Source organism: Citrobacter sp. Cpo103, assembly GCF_030332605.1.
GTDB lineage: Bacteria > Pseudomonadota > Gammaproteobacteria > Enterobacterales > Enterobacteriaceae > Citrobacter > Citrobacter portucalensis.
Map to the genome: position 1 here is coordinate 355141 of NZ_JAOWHO010000032.1, position 14444 is coordinate 369584.

Sequence of the window (14444 nt, forward strand, 5' to 3'; positions counted from 1 at the left end):
ATCATCATACTGTTGAGATAAAACATATAAAAGTTAGGCTCTACCCTTTGGGTATTTTACCTCTCAGTAATAATTCTTTTCTCGCCAGTTCCTTCAACCAACTGGCGAGACTTACCCCTTCTTCTGCCGCCACTGCATCCAATTGCTCCTTCAATGCCGGATCAATACGCATTTTGAACTGCGGTGATTGACCACCGCCTTTTGGTTTTTTTTCGCGCGATATGATTGACATGGAGCCACCTATCCAACTATCTTAATCATATAGGAGGCCACCTAAAAGCCTTCTACACTAGCAACGCCCCGATGTACGGGAACACAGCCGGAGCGTCTAACCTCACCAACTATCAAGGAGATGATTATGGCTGATTCGCATTCTACCTCAGACACCGACCAATCCGGAACCGAACGTTCGGTAATTGTGGGATATCGCCCGAATGTTTTCGACAAATCCACACCCAAAATTATTCTTTCCGGCAAGTGGCTACGCGAAGCGGGGTTTGATACCGGCCAACAGATTACCGTAAAAGTGATGAATGGCTGTATCGTCCTGATGGTCTATGGCGAGCAGGAACAACGGTTGCAGGATGAGCTGCAAGAAGCAAGTCAGAAGTTAAAAAGAATTGAGAGCACGCTGGCGACTCTTCAGTGAATTGCGAGTTAACATTTAAGTGGCGCTTACATGTTAACCTGATGCCGGATGGCGCTAACGCTTATCCGGCCTACATTCCTGTAAAATGAAGCCAAGGTGTAACGGGAACCCAAACAAATGAATCACCACGAAAAACCAGACACAATCTTTTCGATTGACGACGATGAAAAAGTCGAAGAAATAAAAATTCAGTTACTGAAAGCCAAGATTCAATGTGCAAAATGTGACATTCATTCTGACAATATTGTTAATGGGGATAATTTCTTTGATGAATTAATGGATCCAAATAAATAAAAATGCGTTATAAACTCATGGGGAAGAACAATAACTATGATAGTTGAATTTTAGTTTATTACCCATGAATAGGCAACGCATCAGGGTTCATTCAATCCCTACACGAAAAAACATAATGATAATACTATCCTGATGACATATGCCAAACGATAAATATGACAGGAAAATAAAAACCATATTATAATCCCGCTAAAAATACACAGGCATTTTTCTTTAATCTGGAAGAAACGACCTCGTTTCTAATAAATTAATTATTGGGTTACATATGAAAAAATTATTCATGGCAATGGTTATCGCTTTCGTCACAATCACCACCTCATCCGCCGCTTTTGCATGTCCAAAAGGCGAACATCCGCATGGTGGTACAGGTTCACATCATAAGGGTGGTTGGTGCTCGTATGATCAATAAAATTTCCATTCCTGTCGTGTTATTGTTCTGCCTTTCAACATCAGCACTGGCAAAATCGACCTTGAATATCGACGGCAACTCGCTTTATCACGGCTATCAATTGTATGAAAAAGGTTTTGATTATTTGAATGTTCAGGATGAACAGATTGCTGTGATGTATATGTCTTTTGTCGCAGGAGTGGCAGGCACATTATCACAAGAGAATATCATCTGCGGTGAGAGTATAACCATTGGGCAGGAGGCCGATATTGTCGGGAATTACCTCCAAACTCATCCTAAGGAACGAACAAAATACACACCTTCAGCCCTGGCTATGATTGCGTTAGGCAAAGAACTCTCTTGTAGTAAAAAAAGTAATAGTTAGCATAATTTACAGCTTTTGGTGCCGGATGGCGCTAACGCTTATCCGGCCTACGATTCCCCCAAAAAATAAAGCCGCTGATCGGTTAATCAGCGGCTCTCTATTACCTGTGATGCTTCAGAAGTTATATTTCACGCCGAGCATACCGCGGGTATCGCTGTAGCCTTTATCGCCGACCTGTTGGGCCACGTTGCTCCATACGTTAAGACGCGGAGTAATTTGACCTTCAACACCGATTTTCAGCTCGCCGATGTTTTTGGTGCCGCGCATGTCGTTGCTTACATCATCCATTTTCACGCTGGTTGTCTGTGTATTGTGGATCCAGTTGGCTTCAACAAACGGCTGGAACTCGCGAGATTTACCGTCGTCGATGGCGTTGTGACCGTTGATAAAGGCTTTCACACCCAGACGGGTCATCAGGTTGCCATCGGTATTATCCTTCACGCGGGTACCGTTCGCTTCGCGGTGACTGTCGGCTTGCACGTCCATCCATACCACCTGCGCTTTTGGTTGCAGCCAGTAGCTGTTGCGCTCGCTTTCACCCAGTTTAAAACTGTAACCGGCTTCAACCGAAGCGGTTATCCCGCTGGATTTGTATTTCTCTGCTGCCTGCTCCTGGCCCATCACTTTGTTATCAAACCAGTTGTACAGCGCCCAGGTATCCACGTAGGTACCGGTCTTGTCGGCGTCGTTGGCATACCATGTGCCGTACAGACCCACGCTGTAACCAGTGACCTGGCCACGTGAATGGTAGCCGGTCAGGCTGGACTGCGTGCGGTTCTGGCTGTTGGCATAACCTGCCATCGCGCCGAGGTGCCAGCGGTCGAGACCGTCGCTACTCCACTGCGCCAGGTCGCCGCCTAACTGCATCACATAACTGTTGCTTTGGGTTTTCAACTGCCCGCTACCGTCTTTGAAGCGGGTATGTGCCCCAACGTTACGCATCCACAGGCTGGTAACTTTCTTCTCACCTGTCAGCATATCGACGTACTGCGTTTCACCCAGACGATCGTGCAGTCGGGTCATAAACAGCGTGTTAGCCGCGTAGTTGTTCGCCAGATAACTGCCTGCTTCCGGACGGTATTGCTGCTCAGTGACAGGAGGCGCAACGGGTTCTTCCGGCTCAGGGATAATCGGGTCTACAGGATCGACCGGGTCTGGATCAATAGGGTCAACCGGGTCCGGATCAACAGGGTCAGGGTCTTCCGGATCCGGCGGAGCGGGAATGAAGCTGGTCAGATACCAGTTGCTGCCCTTCTGCACAACGTTATAGTCGTACGCTCCGGCAACAATACGGCCCGCTTTCTCAAAAGTACCGTCAGAATTACCGGCCACTTCGATGATCTCAATACCTTCAATGGTCTGCGCCCCGGTTCCACCAATGTTATTCACCGCCACGAACGCATTACCCGCGGTGTTGCCGAGCACTTTCAGCTTGTCGGTTTCCGAGGTATCGTCATTCAGGACGGTATTGAAAACCAGTTTGCCGCCGTTCCCGGTAAAATCCTCATTGATGGTAAGCGTCTGCCACGGTTCACCGTCAGCATGCCCAAAGTTCACCACTGACCCGCCGTTCAGCATCAGGTCGGTGAGCGTTGAGCTGTTGGTCATGTTCCAGGTCGCGTCGCTCATTTGCAGCGAGATAACGCCCGTCCCGGCAGTGGCGCTGGTGATGTATGACGCCCCGCTCCACAACGAGTTGTCGGTCATGTTGAGCTTAATGGTACTGTTTTGCTGCGGCAGACTGCTGGTTGCGGCAGTCGCGCCTGCGGCATGAAGATCGCCATCGATGAGGAAGCGCCCGCCAGTAGAACCGTCTACGATGCCACCCGTTTCGGTGCTGATGGCATAACTTTCGTTGCTGTGATCGCCCGCCATGGCAATGGCGGCACCGCCTGCCAGGTTTATCGCCCCGCGTGAAGTCGCATACAGGCCGCGTGGCGCTTTGCTGTATGACGCAGCTTTCGCCGAACTGTTCACGTTGATCGTTGCGTTTTCACCGAGATTCACGGTCGCGTTGGTGGAGTAAACCGCATGTGCACTGACGCCGTTGACCGTAATCGTCGCGTTGTTGCCTAGTTCCGTTTTGGACGATGAGGCGGCATAAATCCCTGTTGAAGAAGCACCCGAAGTCTCGATGGTGGCGTCATTGCCAAGCAGGATTGAGGAACCGCTCTGCCCGGTGCGAAGACCTTCTGAGCTATCACCGATCGTCACAATGTGTGCCCGGTCGCCGACCACAATTGTATTTTTGGCCTGCGTGGCGTCTTTCATCGCGTTGGCTGTGATACCACGTCCCTGGGAACCGGTGGTTTGAATATACAGATCGTCGCCGACGTAAATGCTGGCCGAGCCCTTCCAACCCTGGCTATAGGAGTTGTAACCGGCGTTAATACCGTCACCATCCTGACCATCAACATAAATGCTGGTGCGATCCCCGGTGATAATAAAGACCGGGTTATCCGGCGTATTGGCCCCGTGCGTGCGGATACCGTCAACATCTTTACCATTATTGGCGGCATTCTTCGACTGCGTGCGAATCGTCAGGTCATCCCCAAAAATAACGCCCGGACTACCCGTTGTACTGTTCTGAATAACGGTAACAGAGTGCTCAAAAGCTTCAGCACCGGGTCCATTAATCGTTAATCCATTGCCATAAACAGGAATCGTGCCCGCACTCCATTGATAAACATAATTCGGCATGGCGCTGGTTTTAGCGAAACTGGCATTTGCCTGCGCTGGAATTATTGCCTGCAATTCCGGAGGCAGACTGCTAACCAGTCCGCTGGAAGGTAGACTATCAACGTCAACCCATGCCGCATGAGCTGAAAATACCATAGAGGTTAATGCGGCTGAAACCGCTATGGCAATACGAGAATAAGATTTGGGATTTGGCATATTAGCCTCCTGCTTTCAGGCGTAGAGCGTCCACCACATCGCAAGGATGTGAAAATAATAAAACTCAAAAATACGTTATAAAATGTTCGACAATATTTGATGAATACTATGGCCTAACTTATCTTCAAGTCTGAGCTTGTAGACATATATTTTCTTAATATCGATATTATCTATTTTGGTAATTTGCTGAATACTTTTCCCTGACACAAAACGCTTCAGTAATATCATTTCTGTATAGTTAAGTGAGCGTCCACGTTTGCTGTTGGCGAGATGGCCAGTAAAGAGTCGCCTGATTTTCTGATGTTGAACTTCGTCATCATCATCGGAATATATAATCCCTTGTATTTTATTGCTTTTGGACAGCCAGTAGTTGGCTAATGGCGCCAGATTCCTGTCAGCTATCAACACAATATGCATACCGCTGTAGGCCAGCCGGTCAACCCATTGCGGGTCGGAAAACAGGCGTAGATTAGGGAAAGAAAAATCCACAAAAATAAACCCACGCGACAAATGGTTCTGATTATTAAGCAGAAGCTTTTCAATAATTCCTTTTTGCAGAAAGCCATTCCCCTCAGGCCAGATAGCAAAAGCGGCACGGTGACAGTAACTGGCGCGAACCGCAGTATCTGGAAATAATTGACAGGATAATTCACAGCTTATGCAACGAACAGTCTGTGACGGTGATCTCTTCATCAAAAATGACTCCTGTTATTTTTCCATAAATATTTCATTGGTAAATAAATGTGTCAATCCAACACGTAGTACGTTCCTTGTCAGTTAATAACAGTGGCGCTAATAAAATGTAATAAACTCCTGATGCACTAATATGTATGGGCTGTGAGTAATACGATTGCGCTAAGCTTATTTACGCTTTATCTCAGAATAACAACCTATGCTTTAGGAATTTTATGCATAAATTCAGATTCTAAGATAAACAGTAAAAAAGCACTATTTGCTAAAAAATAACCTGCATAAAGGTTGCTTACTAATTACGTAATTCTGATAACTCAATCACCCTTGTCATGTTGTGGACAAATATAAAGATAATTCAGATAAAACTGTAATGAATTCTCATTATTTAACCTTAGGTAATTTTAACCTAAGAAATAAGATTTCTAACATGTTGTATTTAAAGGATTTTTAATAATTAAGCAAAATTCTTATCTTCAATCATGAACAAAGAGTGAGGCGTATTATCGATTTGGATGTAAAATTTAAAGGATGCGTTAGCACACGCTGTGATTCGTTTTGGTTACTGAGGGCTGGGCAATTGTACCTTATCAATCAGTTGGTCGAATTTAATCCTGATAGCAAAAGTCTGGTCAATCGTCAGACCGGGCGAGCAATTCAGCTCCAGCTCCCTGCCTCGCTCTGTTTTCTCTATTTAATTACTCACGCAAGTGACATTGTTTCCCAGAACACGTTGATGACAATTGGTTGGGGTGAAAGAAATAATGTGACCACCACCAACACATTTTACCAGGCTATTCTGACACTACGTAACGCGCTGGCGGACGTGGGGTTGCCTCGTGATACGGTGAAAACTATTTCCCGACGCGGGCTCAGATTAAATGAGAATACGCAAGTAGAGACAATAACGCTTCAACAGAGTGAAGTTTCCCCGCCGCCGGTTATTGAAGAAATCACCCCCGCAAAGATAATTCCTTCGACACCACAACAAACTACGCAGATACCCTGGTTTGAGGTTTTATTTAGCGCCAGTGTCGTGATTGCCACGTTGATCATCTGGTTGGTGTGGTATCAAACGCGCCCTGTTATGCCGTTTAGTAAATTTGTCCAGGCTTCCATGCAGACCCCATCACGGCAAAATTGCAAAATCTATTACTCACCAAATGAACACGACCAGCAAGGCTATTTCAATCTGATGCAGTTACATCCCTATCTCTGTGAAAACAACAAGCACGTGTTTCTTACCGGTTACAGCAAAGCGGAAAGGATCGTGGCATTTGTCTGTGATAAAGATGCACGGGTGGATGCTAACGCATTTTGTACTACTCATTATTACTGGATGCGCGGGCAATGAAAAAAACACGCCACCTTATAGTGCTCGTGGCCGGGCTGGTTACTGTGCTCGGTTCAGGGGGATGGTTATGGCATTCACGCTATGCCGACAAACCGCTGAATTGCATCGGTAACATGGAATGGAATATTGGCAGCAACCGCTTTACCGGTACGTTATCGTTTCGGATGTACAACAGTGAAGGCCTGGCCACTATTACCGGCAAACTGTACGGGCGTAATACCTCCGACATTAGCAGGAACATCTATTTTAACTACACCCAAAAGCGCGATGCCCGAGTGCTACAGGCGATGCAGGTCGTCAAAACCTTCGCTGACACCGCTGATGAAGCGGATATTAACGACACATTACCTGGATTTTACCGCCAAAGCGGACGAAGCCTGAGCCTGGTCATGGAGGAGTATAAAGGTGCATGGATTTTTGCCAGCTCCAATGTGCCCTCGCTGTATTGCCGCAAAAGGTAACGTCATATCCGGAAACAAAAAGTACGGCCCCTCAATGAAATTCACATTTGTCATCATTAACTTACGCGACATGGGTCACTGAATCCACACATAACCCATTGCTATTCTTCATCGCGAATCAGGAAACATCCTGAATATCATAATATCCGTTGCGTAATAATTAAGCGAAATGGGCGTTATATTTTGCCCAGAAGACTTCAACCTACGGATGGATATTTGGAGAAGACGTGGGCAGGGGCGTTTATCTCTCTCGCGAGCAATGTCTGAGCATTCAGGCGTTATCGCATTTCAGGAAACGGTGTGTTTCCGGTGTATTTTTGGCGTACATATGAGGGATACGTAATGTTTACTTTTAAAAAGTGCCTGATTGCACTTTCTATAAATTTGGCCATTGTTTCATCAGGTTTTGCTTGTACGACCCTGCTGGTCGGCAACGAAGCATCAGCGGACGGCTCCATGCTGGTCGCCCGTAGCGCAGACAGCGATGCTCTGAAAGCACAGCATTTTGTCATTCATCCGGCAAAGCAAAATCAGACCGGTGTATACAGCACCAAAGCACATAATGGTGCGAATGATTTTACCTGGCCACTGCCGAAAAACTCTCTGCGTTATACCACTGTCCCAAACTGGAAAACCCAACTGCACGGCGCGACCGGGTTTAACGAGCTGGGTGTCGGCGTGAGCGGTACAGAATCCATTTTTGCCTCACCGAAAGCACTGGCCGCCGACCCGTACGTTGAGGATAAAGGGATCACCGAAGACGATATCCCGGATATTCTGCTGTCACAAAGTAAAACCGCACGTGAAGCTGTGGCGCTATTGGGCCATATCGTTGAGACCGTCGGCGCAGGCGAAGGTTTTGGCGTTGCCGTCGTCGACGATAACGAGATCTGGTACCTGGAAACCGGTAGCGGCCACCAGTGGATGGCGCAGCGTCTGCCGAATAACCAGTATTTTGCCACCGGTAATCAGGGCCGCTTACAGGATTACGATCCTAAAAATCCGGACATGATGGCGTCAAAAAACCTGATTCAATTTGCGACTGAAAAAGGACTGTACGATCCGGCGAAAGACGGTAAATTCAACTTCTCCAAAGCCTATACCCGTGATGACGAGCGTGACCGCACGTATAACGACCCTCGTGTATGGACCATCCAGAAAGAGTTCAATCCTTCCGTAAATCAGGATATGGCCAAAGGGCGCGAATTCCCGGTCTTCATGACGCCAGAGAAGAAAATGACGCTGGACGATGTGAAGGCCGTGTTGCGTAGTCACTATGAAGGGACCAGCCATGACCCGTACACCAACGGTCTGAACGGCAAAGAGCCATGGCGTCCGGTAAGCGTTTTCCGTACCTATGAAGCGCACGTTATGCAGGTCCGTCCGTGGTTGCCAAAAGAGATTGGTGAAACGACCTACATTGGCCTGGGCATGGCTGACCTCACCGCCTTTGTTCCGTACTACAGCGGCCTGAAAGCGTATCCGGCTAACTACACGATGGGTACCGATAAAGCGGACGATCAGTCTATCTACTGGAAATATCGTAAATTACAAACGCTGACGATGACCGATTATCCGAAGCTCGCGCCAATCGTCAAAAAAGCCTACAAAGCGTGGGAAGACAAAGTGGCGAAGGAGCAAAAAGAGGTCGAAGCAGAGTATCTGAAGATGGCGAAAACCGATAAACCCGCCGCGGATAAGATGCTGAATGACTTCAACCTGCGCATCATGGCTGACGCCGAGAAGCTGACGGAAGATCTAACCAATCAGCTATTTACCATCCGCACTAAAGACATTCAGTCTGATATTTTCTTTGCGAATGCAACGAAAAAAGACTGAGTAACGACGCGATAGTATTCTGGCGTAAAGCGCTTATTAGCTTTGCGCCAGCATTTCACACCGCGCCTTCACCGCCTCGTGCAGAAGGCGTACCGCGGTTGAAAGCTGCTTCCGATGCGGGCAAATCATATTCAGCGGGACTTTCTCTCCCTGATAATCCGACATCAGCAGTTGTAATCGACCGTCACGCACATCATCGCTGACATCCAGCCACGACTTGTACGCCACACCTTCTCCGGCAATCGCCAGGCGCCGGATCACTTCCGCATCGTCACTCATAATGGTGCCGTTAACCTGCACACTACTGACCTCGCCGTTGCGCGTAAATGTCCAGCGATCGTGCAGGCGGCCGCGTAATACGAAAGTCATGGCGTTGAGCTGTGTTAAATCATCCAGTTTTTGCGGCGCGCCGTTTTGCTCAACCCATTCCGGTGATGCCACCAGCACGCGTCGGTTACCCGGTGCAACCGGCAGCGCAATGTAAGACGCGTCTTCGGTGTTGCCATAGCGAAACGCAACATCGACGGGGTCTTTAAAGACATCCGTTACCTGGTCGGAGAAAAAAATCCGCAGGCGCAGCGCGGGATAGCGGCGTCGAAACGACTGAAAGACCGGTAGCAGCAGGTTACGACCGAGATCGGAAGGCACGGCGATTTGCAGCGTGCCTGATACTTCATCTTCCGGGGTCTGAATTTTTTGCAACCCGGCATGCATTACATCCAGCATCTGGCGGGCATAGGGTAACCAGACTTCACCTTCTGGCGTCAGGCGCAGGCTGCGCGTGGAGCGGGCGAACAAGCGGATAGCCAACGTAGACTCCAGGCGCTTGATAGCTGAACTGACCTGAGCAGGCTGAACGCCGACTTCGCGCGCGGCATCGCTAAAACTATTCAGCGCCGCGGCGCGGACAAACAACGTGAGATCTTCAAGCCGGAACATTTTCACTCCCCGAGTATAAGTCCTGTCGCCATAGGGCTATTTTTCCCGTTCTGTTACCGGTTTACCATCGAATTATTCAACTGATTCCTGTAACCGGAGAGACCATGAAAGCCATCGCCATCACCCGCGCCGCGACCGACGGCAATAACATTGAATTTTTACAAGAGATTGACCTGCCCATGCCAGTCGCTACCGGGCACGATCTGCAGGTTGAAGTGAAAGCCATTTCCGTCAACCCCGTCGATACCAAGGTCCGCGAAGGTTTTAACGCTGATGTGCCGCGCGTACTGGGCTGGGACGCCGTTGGCGTGGTGAAGTCCGTGGGTGAAGCCGTCACCCTATTTTCACCCGGCGATGAAGTCTGGTACGCCGGAGCGCTCGGCCGCGCTGGCAGTAATAGTGAATTTCAGCTGGTTGATGAACGTATTACCGCGCTGAAGCCAAAAACACTGGATAATGCTTCTGCTGCGGCGCTGCCACTAACCGCTATCACCGCCTGGGAAATGCTGTTCGACCGTCTGGGCGTTGAGGAAAATGGCAATGAAGATGATGTGTTATTGATTGTTGGCGCGGCTGGCGGCGTCGGTTCTATTCTGACGCAACTGGCCAGTAAGCTGACCAAAATGATCGTCATCGGTACCGCATCACGTCCGCAGAGCCAGAAATGGGTACGTGAAGCGGGCGCTCATCATGTGATTGACCACAGCAAGCCGTTGACGGAAGAGCTGGCACGGATAGGCATTAAAGAGGTGACGCACGTTGCCAGCCTGAACAATACCGAGCAGCACTATTCGCAAATTATTGCCGCACTGGCGCCGCAGGGCAAACTGGCGCTGATTGACGATCCGCAAACTCTCGATGCGCGCCCGCTGAAGGCCAAAAGCATTTCGCTGCACTGGGAGTTTATGTTTACCCGTTCGATGTTTACCACCCACGACATCATTGCGCAGCATCAGTTACTGACCCGTGTGGCGCAGCTGATCGACGACAGCACCCTCCGTACCACGCTGGGCGAACATTTTGGCGCGATTACCGCGGCAAATCTGCAAAAAGCCCACACACAAATTGAAACCGGTCGCTCGGTCGGCAAGATTGTGCTGGAGGGGTTTTAACATGTCTGATTCTGACGTGATTTCAATTATTGCGGTACTGAAAGCCAAACCGGGGAAAAACGACGCACTGAAACAGGCGCTACAAGCACTGCTGCTGCCCACGCGCCGGGAGCCGGGCAATATTGAATATGCCCTGTTCCAGTTACGCGACACGCCGGATGTGTTCTACGTACGCGAATCCTGGCGCGGTCAGGCCGGTCTGGATGAGCATATCGCTCTGCCACATTTCCAGGCGTTCATTCTACAAATGAACGATCTGCTAGCCGAACCGCTACGGCTGGATTATCTGACGCCGATTGAGGCGTAATATTAATACCGTGCTCCTCTGATGTTCGGGGAGCACAACAAATATCAACATGAGAATTTACCTAACTCAATAATAACTTGGAAAATAAAATAGACATGATCATTATCCTCTAGAAAACCGTAGTATTAGTCACAAAATTAACATTGAAGATATATCGTTAATATTCATTATATTTCACAATAATAATAACAATATAAAAATAAGTCAGTCAGAAACATCAACTGAATTTTTACCCCTTACTTCCAGTACACACCATAAAACAATATGAATGCAGAAATATAATTTCATAATAACAGGCATTGTTATTTTAATGCGGTGGGAAGAAACTAAGCTCACTAAGGAAATTCTTATGAGAATAACTTTAGTCTCCCCCTGAAATTAACCATGATGATGTCAATAATGGTTAATTAGCTGTAACTCAAAAATGGATATCGCCCAGGCGATTATAGACTTTACTGCGGGTTAGATAACCCGCAAAAAGCAACAACAAGGAATGGATCATGTCTACACCCGCTAATTTTAATGGCCAACGCCCAGTGATTGATGTCAATGACGCAGTTATGTTGCTTATCGATCATCAAAGCGGCCTGTTCCAGACCGTTGGCGATATGCCAATGACTGAACTGCGTGCAAGAGCAATAGCGCTGGCAAAAATCGCCACCTTATGCAAAATGCCGGTGATTACCACCGCCTCTGTGCCGCAGGGGCCAAACGGTCCGCTTATCCCGGAAATTCATGAAAATGCCCCTCATGCACATTATGTCGCGCGCAAAGGTGAAATTAACGCCTGGGATAACAAAGAGTTTGTTGCTGCGGTAAAAGCGACAGGCCGTAAGACCCTGATTATTGCTGGTACCATCACCAGTGTATGCATGGCATTCCCGGCCATCAGCGCGGTAGCAGAAGGATTTAAAGTCTTTGCCGTCATCGATGCTTCCGGTACTTACAGCAAAATGGCACAGGAGATCACCATGGCCCGCGTCGTACAGGCTGGTGTCGTGCCGATGGATACTGCCGCGGTTGCGTCTGAACTGCAGAAAACCTGGAATCGGGAAGACGCAGCGGAATGGGCTGAAGTCTATACCAAAATCTTCCCGACTTATCAGTTACTGATTGAAAGCTATACCAAAGCCCAGGATGTTGTGAAAAATAACGAGCAGTTGGACTCTCAGCGCGCTTAACTTTTCCAATCTTTCACAAACGCCTGTTTAGTATAAGCAGGCGTTTTGTAATACGCAGCATCAGCCTCTGTCAGCCATTACGTCCGGCCATTACACCGCCATCCACATCCCAGATGGCGCCAGTTACCCATTGCGCTTTATCTGACAACAGGAACGCGACGGATTCAGCCACATCACACGGCGTACCGACCCGACCAATCGGATGGAAGCTGTCAAAGCTGCTCATCACACCTTGTACGTCTTCTTTCGGGATAAATCCTTCGTAGATAGGTGTATGCACGACTGCTGGCGAAACGGCATTGACGCGGATCCCATTCGCCCCCAGCTCGATGGCCAGATTTTTAGTTAATGCATGCAGTCCCGCTTTTGCCATTGAGTACGCTGAAGAAGGTGTTGCGCCAATTGCTTGTTGTGCCCACATCGAACCAATATTCACAATGGCACCCTGGATGTTAGCCGCCACCATATTACGCACGACATCGCGGGTGATAAAAAACGTCGCGCGGTTGAGGCTCATGTACAGTTCATAATCTTCAACTTCATGATCAGTGAAAGGTTTTGGGAAGAAAACCCCAGCTGCATTTACTAACAGGTTGATGTCTTTGTGCTCAGCATTCACCGTTGCCATCACCTGCTTAACGCCCGCTTCTGACATCAGATCCGCCACAATGACAGAGACGTCACCCAGCTCCGCCAATGCCTGACGGGCCCGTTCTGCTTTCTCGGCACGATTGCCAACCAGCACCACTCGACCACCACCCTGGAGGATCAGTTTTGCGGTTTCAAATCCGATACCACTGGTACCGCCCACCACTAACAGTTTTTTGCCGACAAATAATGTGTTCATCGTTAGCCTCGTTTCACGTATTCGTTAATGCGCTAACAATGCCACTCCCCTGAGGTGCTGACGAATGAGAAGAAATAGCGAACCGAGAAAGAAAATCTATCTCGATGGCATATACTGAAGATATTCACAAAACGGGAAATGACCTGATGCGCTCGCTTAATCGGCTTAAATGGTTACACGCTTTTGAGGCCACAGCCCGCCACGGCAGTTTTACTGGTGCGGCGCAAGAACTGGGGGTCACTCCGGCTGCCGTTGGGCAATTGGTTCGTGCGCTGGAAGACTGGGTTGGCCACCCGCTGCTGCATCGTACCCGTTCAGGCAAAGAGCGTCTCACGCTGGTCAGCGAAGCACAGGACGCGTTGCGTGAGATAACCCAGGGACTGGATAGTCTGGAATCCGGGCTGAACAAGTTACGCGGTCGGAGGGCACGCTCGGTGGTGATTATCACGGCCTCTCAGGTACTGGTGATGAACTGGCTGATGAGCCGCCTCAATCGTTTCTCACAAGCGCATGAAAACATAGAATTATGCCTGAACGTGACGGAAAAGCTGATGGATGTTGCTCATGGCGAAGCGGATTTGGGCGTGCGTTGCGGCAAAGGCGACTGGCCTGGGGTAAATAAAACCTGGCTGATGGATGAAGAAGCGGTTCTGGTTTGTAGCCCACGTATTGTGCCAGTAGATAAAATATCCTGTAGAGAATGGTTGGCCGCACAGAAGCTTATACATGATGACACCCCCCACCCCGGCGCCAATTTCCCGGACTGGAATGATGTCCTGACCGCCACCCAGGCACCTGTCGTTCGCGACAGTGGATTGCACATCAACTCTACCTCTGCGGTGATTCTGGCGGCGCTCAGTGGTCAAGGTGTCGCCATTGTGCGTAGGGCATTGGTGCAGCAGCTACTGACAGACGGGCAACTGGTTCAGCTTCATCCCAACACCCGCTGGCCTCTGGCGTGGTCTTACTACATTGTTACGCCACAGCACGCGGTAATGCGTCCGGAGGTAAAAGTCTTTAATGACTGGCTGATTGCGGATGTGCTGGCAGAAATCACAACCATCTCTGCTATGATGCCTGCACACAAATAAAACAAAACAACA

General features: G+C 48.9%; 15 protein-coding genes. 10 read left to right on the forward strand and 5 right to left on the reverse strand.

Annotation, left to right across the window (positions count from 1 at the left end; translation table 11 throughout):
* Nucleotides 1–40 precede the first annotated feature (40 nt).
* Nucleotides 41–232: a toxin-antitoxin system HicB family antitoxin gene (locus tag OGX89_RS14320; RefSeq protein WP_063136779.1), complete on the reverse strand. Its 192-nt coding sequence runs from the start codon at nt 230–232 to the stop codon at nt 41–43.
* A 126-nt stretch (nt 233–358) separates the two neighbouring features.
* Here OGX89_RS14320 and OGX89_RS14325 point away from each other — a divergent pair, with 126 nt between their 5' ends.
* From OGX89_RS14325 to OGX89_RS14335, 3 genes are all read left to right on the forward strand, one after another.
* The gene (locus OGX89_RS14325) at nt 359–649 is read left to right on the forward strand and encodes a SymE family type I addiction module toxin (protein WP_126317213.1); all 291 of its coding nucleotides are present in this window, start codon (nt 359–361) and stop codon (nt 647–649) included.
* Between the two features lie 117 nt (nt 650–766).
* Nucleotides 767–943: a prevent-host-death protein gene (locus OGX89_RS14330; RefSeq protein WP_126317212.1), complete on the forward strand. Its 177-nt coding sequence runs from the start codon at nt 767–769 to the stop codon at nt 941–943.
* A gap of 356 nt (nt 944–1299) precedes the next feature.
* Nucleotides 1300–1716: a Rap1a family protein gene (locus OGX89_RS14335; protein ID WP_232397753.1), complete on the forward strand. Its 417-nt coding sequence runs from the start codon at nt 1300–1302 to the stop codon at nt 1714–1716.
* A gap of 114 nt (nt 1717–1830) precedes the next feature.
* Here the strand turns inward: OGX89_RS14335 and misL are convergent, their stop codons facing one another.
* Together misL and OGX89_RS14345 are read right to left on the reverse strand one after the other, a co-directional pair.
* Nucleotides 1831–4611, reverse strand: coding sequence for an intestinal colonization autotransporter adhesin MisL (gene misL / locus OGX89_RS14340; protein WP_126956526.1), 2781 nt, complete (start codon nt 4609–4611; stop codon nt 1831–1833).
* Nucleotides 4612–4686: 75 nt separating this feature from the next.
* Entirely contained in the window at nt 4687–5304 is a 618-nt protein-coding gene (locus tag OGX89_RS14345; protein ID WP_003827187.1) for a helix-turn-helix transcriptional regulator, read from the reverse strand.
* Nucleotides 5305–5881: 577 nt separating this feature from the next.
* On the opposite strand from OGX89_RS14345, the gene OGX89_RS14350 reads away from it, so the two are divergent.
* From OGX89_RS14350 to OGX89_RS14360, 3 genes are all read left to right on the forward strand, one after another.
* A complete protein-coding gene (locus tag OGX89_RS14350) occupies nt 5882–6655 on the forward strand; it encodes a winged helix-turn-helix domain-containing protein (RefSeq protein ID WP_063941178.1) in 774 nt (257 codons plus the stop codon).
* Nucleotides 6652–7116, forward strand: coding sequence for a YqeJ family protein (locus OGX89_RS14355; protein ID WP_003827183.1), 465 nt, complete (start codon nt 6652–6654; stop codon nt 7114–7116). Before OGX89_RS14350 ends, OGX89_RS14355 begins: the two co-directional genes overlap by 4 nt.
* A gap of 342 nt (nt 7117–7458) precedes the next feature.
* Nucleotides 7459–8955 (forward strand): C69 family dipeptidase, encoded by a 1497-nt coding sequence (locus OGX89_RS14360; RefSeq protein WP_126956528.1) that lies wholly within the window; start codon nt 7459–7461, stop codon nt 8953–8955.
* A gap of 36 nt (nt 8956–8991) precedes the next feature.
* On the opposite strand, the gene OGX89_RS14365 is transcribed toward OGX89_RS14360, so the two are convergent.
* Entirely contained in the window at nt 8992–9894 is a 903-nt protein-coding gene (locus OGX89_RS14365) for a LysR family transcriptional regulator (protein ID WP_126956530.1), read from the reverse strand.
* 104 nt (nt 9895–9998) lie between these two features.
* Here OGX89_RS14365 and OGX89_RS14370 point away from each other — a divergent pair, with 104 nt between their 5' ends.
* From OGX89_RS14370 to OGX89_RS14380, 3 genes are all read left to right on the forward strand, one after another.
* Nucleotides 9999–11006, forward strand: a complete 1008-nt coding sequence (locus tag OGX89_RS14370; RefSeq protein WP_126956532.1) for a zinc-binding alcohol dehydrogenase family protein — start codon at nt 9999–10001, stop codon at nt 11004–11006.
* A 16-nt stretch (nt 11007–11022) separates the two neighbouring features.
* Nucleotides 11023–11313 carry a putative quinol monooxygenase gene (locus OGX89_RS14375; protein WP_231133702.1) on the forward strand — a complete coding sequence of 97 codons (291 nt, stop codon included), beginning with the start codon at nt 11023–11025 and terminating at the stop codon, nt 11311–11313.
* 500 nt (nt 11314–11813) lie between these two features.
* Nucleotides 11814–12494, forward strand: a complete 681-nt coding sequence (locus OGX89_RS14380; protein WP_126956534.1) for a hydrolase — start codon at nt 11814–11816, stop codon at nt 12492–12494.
* Between the two features lie 70 nt (nt 12495–12564).
* Here the strand turns inward: OGX89_RS14380 and OGX89_RS14385 are convergent, their stop codons facing one another.
* Nucleotides 12565–13341: an SDR family NAD(P)-dependent oxidoreductase gene (locus tag OGX89_RS14385; RefSeq protein WP_003827170.1), complete on the reverse strand. Its 777-nt coding sequence runs from the start codon at nt 13339–13341 to the stop codon at nt 12565–12567.
* Nucleotides 13342–13487: 146 nt separating this feature from the next.
* On the opposite strand from OGX89_RS14385, the gene OGX89_RS14390 reads away from it, so the two are divergent.
* On the forward strand, nt 13488–14432 hold the full coding sequence (locus OGX89_RS14390; protein ID WP_126956586.1) for a LysR substrate-binding domain-containing protein: 945 nt from the start codon (nt 13488–13490) through the stop codon (nt 14430–14432).
* The last annotated feature ends 12 nt before the right edge of the window (nt 14433–14444 follow it).

Excerpts from the sequence above, each read along its gene's own strand:
- OGX89_RS14320 (WP_063136779.1), bottom strand. The coding sequence starts at position 232 with ATGTCAATCATATCGCGCGAAAAAAAACCAAAAGGCGGTGGTCAATCA.
- OGX89_RS14325 (WP_126317213.1), top strand. The coding sequence starts at position 359 with ATGGCTGATTCGCATTCTACCTCAGACACCGACCAATCCGGAACCGAA.
- OGX89_RS14330 (WP_126317212.1), top strand. The coding sequence starts at position 767 with ATGAATCACCACGAAAAACCAGACACAATCTTTTCGATTGACGACGAT.
- OGX89_RS14335 (WP_232397753.1), top strand. The coding sequence starts at position 1,300 with ATGGTGGTACAGGTTCACATCATAAGGGTGGTTGGTGCTCGTATGATC.
- misL (WP_126956526.1), bottom strand. The coding sequence starts at position 4,611 with ATGCCAAATCCCAAATCTTATTCTCGTATTGCCATAGCGGTTTCAGCC.
- OGX89_RS14345 (WP_003827187.1), bottom strand. The coding sequence starts at position 5,304 with ATGAAGAGATCACCGTCACAGACTGTTCGTTGCATAAGCTGTGAATTA.
- OGX89_RS14355 (WP_003827183.1), top strand. The coding sequence starts at position 6,652 with ATGAAAAAAACACGCCACCTTATAGTGCTCGTGGCCGGGCTGGTTACT.
- OGX89_RS14360 (WP_126956528.1), top strand. The coding sequence starts at position 7,459 with ATGTTTACTTTTAAAAAGTGCCTGATTGCACTTTCTATAAATTTGGCC.
- OGX89_RS14365 (WP_126956530.1), bottom strand. The coding sequence starts at position 9,894 with ATGTTCCGGCTTGAAGATCTCACGTTGTTTGTCCGCGCCGCGGCGCTG.
- OGX89_RS14370 (WP_126956532.1), top strand. The coding sequence starts at position 9,999 with ATGAAAGCCATCGCCATCACCCGCGCCGCGACCGACGGCAATAACATT.
- OGX89_RS14380 (WP_126956534.1), top strand. The coding sequence starts at position 11,814 with ATGTCTACACCCGCTAATTTTAATGGCCAACGCCCAGTGATTGATGTC.
- OGX89_RS14385 (WP_003827170.1), bottom strand. The coding sequence starts at position 13,341 with ATGAACACATTATTTGTCGGCAAAAAACTGTTAGTGGTGGGCGGTACC.
- OGX89_RS14390 (WP_126956586.1), top strand. The coding sequence starts at position 13,488 with ATGCGCTCGCTTAATCGGCTTAAATGGTTACACGCTTTTGAGGCCACA.